Annotated in this window: 6 protein-coding genes; all 6 read left to right on the forward strand. The window is 54.7% G+C overall.

Annotation, left to right across the window (positions count from 1 at the left end; genetic code table 11):
• The first annotated feature begins 48 nt into the window (after window positions 1-48).
• The 6 genes from RBB62_RS06330 (at window position 49) to RBB62_RS06355 (ending at window position 7,727) form a co-directional block, all read left to right on the forward strand.
• Window positions 49-2,142 carry an ATP-dependent DNA helicase gene (locus RBB62_RS06330; protein WP_309397892.1) on the forward strand — a complete coding sequence of 698 codons (2,094 nt, stop codon included), beginning with the start codon at window positions 49-51 and terminating at the stop codon, window positions 2,140-2,142.
• Between the two features lie 123 nt (window positions 2,143-2,265).
• Window positions 2,266-3,003, forward strand: coding sequence for a PP2C family protein-serine/threonine phosphatase (locus RBB62_RS06335; protein WP_309397893.1), 738 nt, complete (start codon window positions 2,266-2,268; stop codon window positions 3,001-3,003).
• Between the two features lie 680 nt (window positions 3,004-3,683).
• The gene (locus tag RBB62_RS06340; protein ID WP_309397894.1) at window positions 3,684-4,352 is read left to right on the forward strand and encodes a GntR family transcriptional regulator; all 669 of its coding nucleotides are present in this window, start codon (window positions 3,684-3,686) and stop codon (window positions 4,350-4,352) included.
• A gap of 820 nt (window positions 4,353-5,172) precedes the next feature.
• Window positions 5,173-6,681, forward strand: coding sequence for a YhjD/YihY/BrkB family envelope integrity protein (locus RBB62_RS06345; protein WP_309397895.1), 1,509 nt, complete (start codon window positions 5,173-5,175; stop codon window positions 6,679-6,681).
• Window positions 6,682-6,780: 99 nt separating this feature from the next.
• On the forward strand, window positions 6,781-6,939 hold the full coding sequence (locus RBB62_RS06350) for a small basic protein (RefSeq protein ID WP_309397896.1): 159 nt from the start codon (window positions 6,781-6,783) through the stop codon (window positions 6,937-6,939).
• A gap of 101 nt (window positions 6,940-7,040) precedes the next feature.
• On the forward strand, window positions 7,041-7,727 hold the full coding sequence (locus RBB62_RS06355) for a YceH family protein (RefSeq protein WP_309397897.1): 687 nt from the start codon (window positions 7,041-7,043) through the stop codon (window positions 7,725-7,727).
• The last annotated feature ends 107 nt before the right edge of the window (window positions 7,728-7,834 follow it).

A 7,834-nucleotide genomic window follows, 5' to 3' on the forward strand; every position in this document is an offset into this window, starting at 1 on the left:
ATTGGATTTTTGCTCATTGGAGAGGTTTTCCTTGGCCTTGGGGCGGGGATGCCTGAGACTGCGCGGCTGATGATCTCCTTTCGGGAAAACGCAGAGGCGCCGGGCGCCGCAGATTACGCAGGGGCGCTGGTGAAGGCTAGCGACCACGTGTTTGCGCCCGATGGCTGGCTGGCTGAGAACCTGGGGCTGGAGCATCGTCCGCAGCAGGAGGCGATGGCGCAGGCCGTGATCCGCAACTTCATCAGCGACCGGCCGCTGTTGTTTGAGGCGGGGACGGGCGTCGGCAAGTCGATGGCTTACCTGGCACCGGGGATCATGCGCGCGGTGCTGGCGAAGCGACCGTTTATCGTGTCGACGCACACTATCGCGCTGCAGCAGCAGTTGCTGAACAGCGATATCCCGCTGGTGCGTATGCTTTTCCAACGGACGCCTGAGCTGGCGGATTACCGGAATTTCAAGGCCACGCTGATGGTCGGCCGCGGCAATTACCTGTGCGGACATCGCTTGGCGCGCGCCATTGCCACGAAGAGCGATCTCTTTGGCGGGCCGCAGGTGGAAGACCTCCAGCGCATCGCCGAGTGGTCCACGCTGACCAAGGCCGGGCTGCGCGACGAGTTGACGCCGACGCCGGACCCCGAAGTCTGGGAGTGGGTGAATGCGGATTCCTCCTCGTGCAACAAGAAGAACTGCACGCCGGAGACGTGCTTTTATCGCCGCGCATTGAAGGCGCGTCAGGAGTCTCAGCTCGTGGTAATGAACCACAGCCTGCTGTTCAGCTTGATTGCGGCTGGGCTGGCCCCGGGCAACAGCGCGGGCGTGCTTTACCCGGAGGATTACCTGGTGCTCGACGAGGCGCACACCGTGCCCGCGATTGCGACGGATCATTACGGGCTGGGGATCAGCAGTTATGGCGTCGATCGTGCGCTCAAGCTGCTTTACAACCCGACCCGAAAGAAGGGCAAGGGCCTGCTGTCCAAGGTGGGCAGCACGCAGGAGCATCGCGCGGTGACCGAGGCGCTGGCGGCGAGCGAAGGCTTTTTCAATGACCTGCGTTCTCGACTGCTGCGGCGTCAGGATGTGGTGCGTTTGCTGGAGCCCGACTGGGCCGAGCCGGTGCTGCATCGTCCGTTGGGGCGCGTGGTGGACCGCCTCGGCATGCTCCGCACCAACGTAAAAGACGACAACCTCAAGGACGAACTGGGCGATCACCGTCGGCGCCTGCACGAGATGCTGACCGGGATGCAGCACGCGCTGGAGCTCAAGCACAGCGAGCATCATGTTTACTGGTTGGAGCTGATTGGGCGGAAGCGAAACATCGTGCAGATTCGCTCGGCACCGCTCGACGTGGCTGAAGCGCTACGCAAGACGCTATTTGATCGCGGGACATCGGTGGTCATGACGAGCGCCACGCTGGCCAGCGGCGGCGATATGAGCCCGTTTGCGCGGCGGGCGGGCGCCGACACCGAAGACTTTGCGGTGGAAAGTTCGCCGTTCGACTTCGAGAACAACCTGCAAATCTACATTGCCGAAGACGCCCCGACGCCGAGTCGTGGCGAAGGCGCGCTGGACCGCAAGTTCATGCAGCAAAACATCGCGGCGTGCGTCGACAAAGTCGAAGGCGGCACGCTGGTGCTGTTTACGAGCTACGCGGACTTGCGGGCGGTGGGCGACGCGCTGGGGCCACATTTCCACAAGGCCGGACGGGAACTCCTCATGCAAGGGCAGGGGCTTTCGCGGGCGGAGATTAAAGAGCGCTTCATGGAGGCGGGCAACGCCGTGCTCTTCGGCACGGAGAGTTTCTGGACGGGCTTTGATGCGCCCGGTGAAGCGTTGTCGCAGGTGATCATTACCCGCTTGCCGTTCGATGTGCCGACGCATCCGGTGCTGGAAGCCCGCGCCGAGTGGATTCGCACACGCGGCGGCAGCCCGTTCGCGGAGATGACCTTGCCCGATGCGATCATGCGCTTTCGGCAAGGGGTGGGGCGCCTATTGCGTAAAAAGACGGATCGCGGCCGGCTCATCATTCTCGACAGCCGTATTTTGCGTAAGGAATATGGCCGTTATTTTCTAGGCGCCTTACCGAAGCGTGATTACATCCGTTTTTCGCGGGAAACCCGGGAGCAACTACTAGACTTGGAGTAAGGCTTTTATGAAAAGGCTTTAATTCAAGGATTAGAAACTACAGCGGCTTTACATTTGGACGATAACCATCTATAAGATTGATTTTAAACACATTGTGCGTCCACTGCTGCCCGTGTTTTAACTATGTCTATACCTGTATCCAGCTTTTCTATTCGTGCGTTTGGGCAGACCGATCAAGGTCTCATGCGTAGCGAAAACGAGGACAGTTATTTTGTTTCTGACGCGCATCAGTTGTTCGCAGTGGCCGATGGCTTGGGCGGGTTGCCCGAGGGATCTGTGGCCTCTGGCTTGGCGACCAATGTGATCGACGAATATTTGGCGGACTTGGCCCCCGGAGAGCCGGTTGACTTCGCCCGCATGTTTGAGAAGGTCAACATGCGCGTTTTCGAGAAGGGTCGTTCGATCAGCGCCGACATGGGCATCGGCACGACTTTGACCGTGGCTCAGTTTTTGCAGGACCGCTTCCATATTGGCCATGTCGGCGACACCGGTTTGGTGGTCTTCGGGCCTGATTCATGGCGCCAGGTCACGCGTGACCACACCATGGCTCAGGACATGCTCGACCGTCTGCGCCCCGGCGAACACGCCTACATCCCGGAATATTTCTCGCACACCCTCACGCGCTGCATTGGCCAATTGGCGACGATCAAGGTGGATACCTACGAAGACGTCATTACGCCCGGCGAACGCGCGCTGATGTTCTCTGACGGCGTGACCAAGACCATGGAGATGGACGAGATTCACGAAAAGATTTTGACGATGAATTCGCCGAAGGACTTGGTGAACGAGATTATCGAAACGGCCAACCACCGCGGCGGCCCGGATAACGTGACGGCCATCGCGATCTACTTTGATGAGTAATTGGTGGGGGCCAGGTCGAGGTTACATAAATGAGATTTGGTTGGCCTGCGGGGATGTATTTCATAACTATCTCATAAAATCAGTTTTGGGCCGTTTTGTCTCTGATTACAGTTTTATCGCATTAATCAGTAATCTTAGCCTCGCTATACCTGTTTCTGCTGTTGACTGAAATATTGGGTGGCTTCCAATTTAAATGGAGATAGTGTGAATGTCCGCGCCTCTATCGATTTTGAACTGAGAGCCTTGAGTTGAAAGATGCAGCGGGCATGACTGGTTAAGCGGGACAACGCTTCGTGGAGCGCTAGAGCATTTTCATCTAACTTGGCCTAATCCCAAGCCTTTAACCGAGCGCTTTTCCGCGTCAGCTTCGTTGGCTTTTCACTCACGCACTTCCAGTGCGCTACGCTCAAGCCGCCTTGCGGGACACGAAAAATCACTGCGGCCTGATCGGCCAAGTTAGATGAAAATACTCTAGGTGTTGGTCGTTCAATTTCATGTAGCCGAGAAGCTGTTCATGGCGCATCGTTTGCTTTTTACTATGGTCCGGCGGGCGGTTGGTATGTTCTTGGCGATGCTTGGCCTGTAGGTCCATTTTTTCAATAAGACTTGCGGGGACGATGTTTTTTCTGCTATATCAGTTAATATCTTCTGGAAAGTCATTCTAAGTACAGATCATTCTTATGCCCACCAAGCCCAAAAGCAAATCGTCATTCTCAAATCGTTCACGCGATTCATTGGCAAGCAAGGCCTATAATATGCTCGCCGCACAACTTCTTGATCATAGGTTAGTTCCGGGCATGCTTCTAAATCGCAGGGAAATTGCTAATCAATTTGACATGAGTGTAGCGCCCGTACTTGAAGCGATGGTTCAATTAGAATCAGAGGGATTTTTAGAGTCTGTGCCAAGAAAGGGAACTCTGGTTAGCTCTGTTCGCTTAGAGGATCTACGAGGTCACCTAATACTGCGTGAAGCTCTTGAATGTGAAGCTGCGCGATATTATTGCGGCGAACCAATTGTTCGCGCTGAGGATGAACTTATCAAACTTGCCGAAACGATAGATTCAATGGATTCACAAGCGCGAACTGAACAATGGCACGCTGAATTTGAATTTCATTTCGCCCTGGTCAAATTAGCGGATGTCTCCGCCATTGAAGCTACTTTCAAAAAAATCATGCAGAAAAAACTATTCATGGCATTAAATCTATACATGTCAGCCCATGGTGTTAACAATCCGAGGGATAGCCATGTGCAACTTATTTCTAAACTGAAAACAAGCGATCCCGATGAGGCTGAGCGGATTATACGAACACACTTAAGGGGTGATAAGGAGGAGCTTTATCGGCGATAAACATCTGGTGAGCTCGATTTTGGCGAAGTGGGCAGGCTCACGTCTTGCCATAGAACATAGTAAATCGGTTGAGTTTGTAGGGAAGGTGGGCTATAGCGATCTCGAAACGGTTATCGTCGTTTCCTGAAACAGCGGAAGCTGTCGCCGCTAGAGCGGAAAAGCACTCGGCTCAAGGCTTGGGGCCAGATTGGAAGGTCGCGGCGTTGGCATTTCAATCACGGGCTTCCAGCCCGCTCAATCAATGCCGCCTTGCGCTGCATCCAATCTTTTCCCCACCTGATCGGCCAAGTTAGATGAAAAATGCTGCTATGAAGTTTTTTGAGTCAAGCATGCTGTTTATTATTTTTTCTGGTTGAAGTCCTCCCTCGGTTGCTCGCTTGTTTTCAAGCGGCTTATACTGCTTTGCGCGCGCGACTTGTCGGCGCTTAATGACGTATTCAATGTCGTTTGAGGGTGGCAGGCGAGCTGCCATCAACTTGACGAACCACGACGTAGCTGTCAGCGTGAACATCGATGCCGAGCTTAACGGCCAAGTATTGTTTTTGATCTATCATCGGTTGCCGGATTGAGCAAGTGCTGGACCCGGCAACTTCATGTTATCTCTATAAATGAACAATGTGACCCAAGCTGTGTTCGACGCGGCTGCGGATGTGGCTCTCTTCTTGTTTTTAGAATTTTACTGACATGTTATATATAAGAGGTGAGGCGATGTTGCCTTATTGTTGTGTTGCTTCACAGCGAATCATCAGCAATTAGCATGTTAAAAATCTTATTTTGAATGAATCGATTAAAGCCGACAGGCTGCTAGCCGCATTTTTGCATGGACCAGAATAAGTCCAACTCACAGTCATGGTGGCGTCGCGCCCAGAACGAAGTTAACGCGTTGCCTGGCTTGGTGCGTGATGAGATCTGGCACACGGGGCACCTCGAAGATCGTTCGCTAAAAGCCAAGCTATTCGCCTTTTTGCGTGTTTTTGCGCTGACTTGGGATGGTATTCTCAACAACCGCATTCCCAGCCAAGCTGCTGCACTCAGCTATTACACGCTGATTGCTCTGGGGCCTCTGATCGCCATTGCGATCATGATTTCGGCTTTCATCATGCCGGAGGGAGGGCGCGATCGCATTGCCGACAAACTGACTGAGGCTGTTTATTTCGTGGTGCCATCCGCGGTCGAAGCTGCCAAGGACGACCATGTGGTTCTCGTGGAACCAGCAACTGTGGATGACGCTGCTGACCCAGCTGAGCAGCGGGAAACCGAAGACAAAATTGAGGAGGTCATTGACTACCTTGTGGAAAATTCGCGCTCCAGCACGATTGGCATCCTTGGCTCATTGGTGCTTATTTTTATCAGTATCCAGCTACTATCGACGATTGAAAAAACCTTCAACACGATCTGGGGCGTCAAGCAGGGTAGGAGCCTGGTGCAGCAATTCGTGTTCTACTGGGCGGTCATTTCCCTGGGCGCTGTGGTGGCGGTGGCGCTGACTTTTGGCCTCTATGGAAAGATCGCCTCGAAATTCAGCGCGGTGCCGTTCAGTGACTTTTTTCATGACTCATTCCTGGCAATGACGCCGGTTTTCGTGTTTGGCGTCACGATCTTCCTGCTCACGTGCTTCATTCGCTTTATGCCGAACGCCACAGTCAACTGGACGCCCGCGATGCTCGGCTCGCTGGTCGTGGCCAGCCTCTTGTACATGAACCAGTATTTCGGCTTCATTTACATCGGCTTCGTGGTGCGACAAAAGAGCCTCTTCGGCGCAGTGGGGGTTCTGCCTGTGCTTTTGTTTGGGCTGTTCGTTTTCTGGCTGTTTTTGCTTTTGGGCGGGCAAATAACCTACGCCATCCAAAACGCCAACCGGCTCACGCATCAGCGCGCTTGGGAAAATACCAGCAAACGCACGCAGGAACTCTTGGCCGTCGCAGCCTACACCCTGATCGCCCGACGCTTCGAAAACTGCGAGCAACCGCTGTCGGCGGACGAGCTTAGCGAGCGTATTCGCGTGCCGATCAACACGCTCAACCACACGATTAGCTCGCTGATCGAAATTGGGCTGCTGAGCGTTGTTGAGCCGGATGAGGTCAACGACTGTCTGCGCTATCAGCCGGGCAGGCCGGTGGACTCCGTGACGCTGGCAGCTTTGAAGGACCGCCTTGAGCTCAAGGGGAACAACGAGGCCCTGCGCCTACTGATCGACGCCGACCCCATTGTCCAACACTACCGCGAGCTCCTGCTCGACATGCCGGAGGACCACCCGGGACGCGTTTCGCTCAAAGATCTTATTGCCGAGCGCCGACCACCGACATCCAGCAAGCATCAAGCCACATAACCCGCTCAGGGAATGAACAAATATGCGGATTTTTTCCTTGCCAGCAGGCCCGTAAACTTAAATATCAGCCGTTTTTTCAAATTCCAACTTTAGAGAATCATGTCTCAGCATCCAAGTTTTAAGAAAGGCGCCGCAGCAGCGCTTAAGAAGCGTAGCGTTCTCAAGCGTTTTGAGCGTGTTGACGTGCTCAAGGCCCGTGGTGAGTGGTCCGAAGGCGACCGTGTGACCGGTCTGCGTAAGACCAAGTCGGTAGACTAAATTTTCCATCCTCCCCCTAGATGAGGCCCTCTGCAGTAATGCGAGGGCCTCGTTCTGTTGTGGCTTGTCACGGTGCCCTGGAATGATTTCCAATCTCACGCATGGAACCAGATTTTAACCCTCTCGAACTTCGCGTGCTCGGCTGCCTCCTTGAAAAAGAGCGCACTACGCCCGAGCAATACCCACTTTCTCTCAACGCCTTGCGTCTGGCCTGCAACCAAAAGACTAGCCGCGACCCCGTCGTTGATTTCGATGAAGACGAGGTCACCCTGGCTCTGGAGTCTCTCCGTGACCGCGGCCTCGTTTACTACGTTCGGCAGAGTGGCGCTCGCGTCACCAAGTACCGCCACGATGTCACGGAGCGCCTCAGCCTGCGTGCCGATGAAATCTCCATCCTCGCGCTGCTCCTGCTCCGTGGTCCGCAAACCGTTGGCGAGCTCCGTACCCGTAGTGACCGTATGCATGGCTTTGGCTCGCTGGAGCAGGTTGAAGAGACCCTACAACGACTCATTGACTACGAAGACGGCTCGCTGGTCCAAATACTTCCCCGTGAGTCTGGCCGCAAAGAATGCCGCTACGTGCACACCCTGGCACCCCTCAACGAAGCGACACATGCGCCCGCAGCGCCTGAGCCAGCCATCTCCACTGCCGATGTTCCCGCAACTCCAGCTGCGCGTGCACCAGAGCCGAACGAGGTCGCCGAGCTCCGCGCTCAAGTCGAAACCCTCACGGCTCGCATCAATGAGCTCGAATCCCAATTCGCTGACTTCCGACAACAATTCGAATAGGCAGCGTGCCTTTGCATCTATTAGAGGGGGCTAGCAGCCTGTCGGCTTTAAGAGTTTCCTAAAAAAGCTTTGTCTGTCGAGGAGTTGGTCGCTGCGTGGTCTATTGG

The organism is Cerasicoccus maritimus, from assembly GCA_031296935.1.
Taxonomy (GTDB): Bacteria; Verrucomicrobiota; Verrucomicrobiia; order Opitutales; family Cerasicoccaceae; genus Cerasicoccus; species Cerasicoccus maritimus.

Coding starts and splice junctions, on each gene's coding strand:
- RBB62_RS06340 (WP_309397894.1), top strand. CDS start 3,684: ATGCCCACCAAGCCCAAAAGCAAATCGTCATTCTCAAATCGTTCACGC.
- RBB62_RS06350 (WP_309397896.1), top strand. CDS start 6,781: ATGTCTCAGCATCCAAGTTTTAAGAAAGGCGCCGCAGCAGCGCTTAAG.
- RBB62_RS06355 (WP_309397897.1), top strand. CDS start 7,041: ATGGAACCAGATTTTAACCCTCTCGAACTTCGCGTGCTCGGCTGCCTC.
- RBB62_RS06345 (WP_309397895.1), top strand. CDS start 5,173: ATGGACCAGAATAAGTCCAACTCACAGTCATGGTGGCGTCGCGCCCAG.
- RBB62_RS06330 (WP_309397892.1), top strand. CDS start 49: ATGCCTGAGACTGCGCGGCTGATGATCTCCTTTCGGGAAAACGCAGAG.
- RBB62_RS06335 (WP_309397893.1), top strand. CDS start 2,266: ATGTCTATACCTGTATCCAGCTTTTCTATTCGTGCGTTTGGGCAGACC.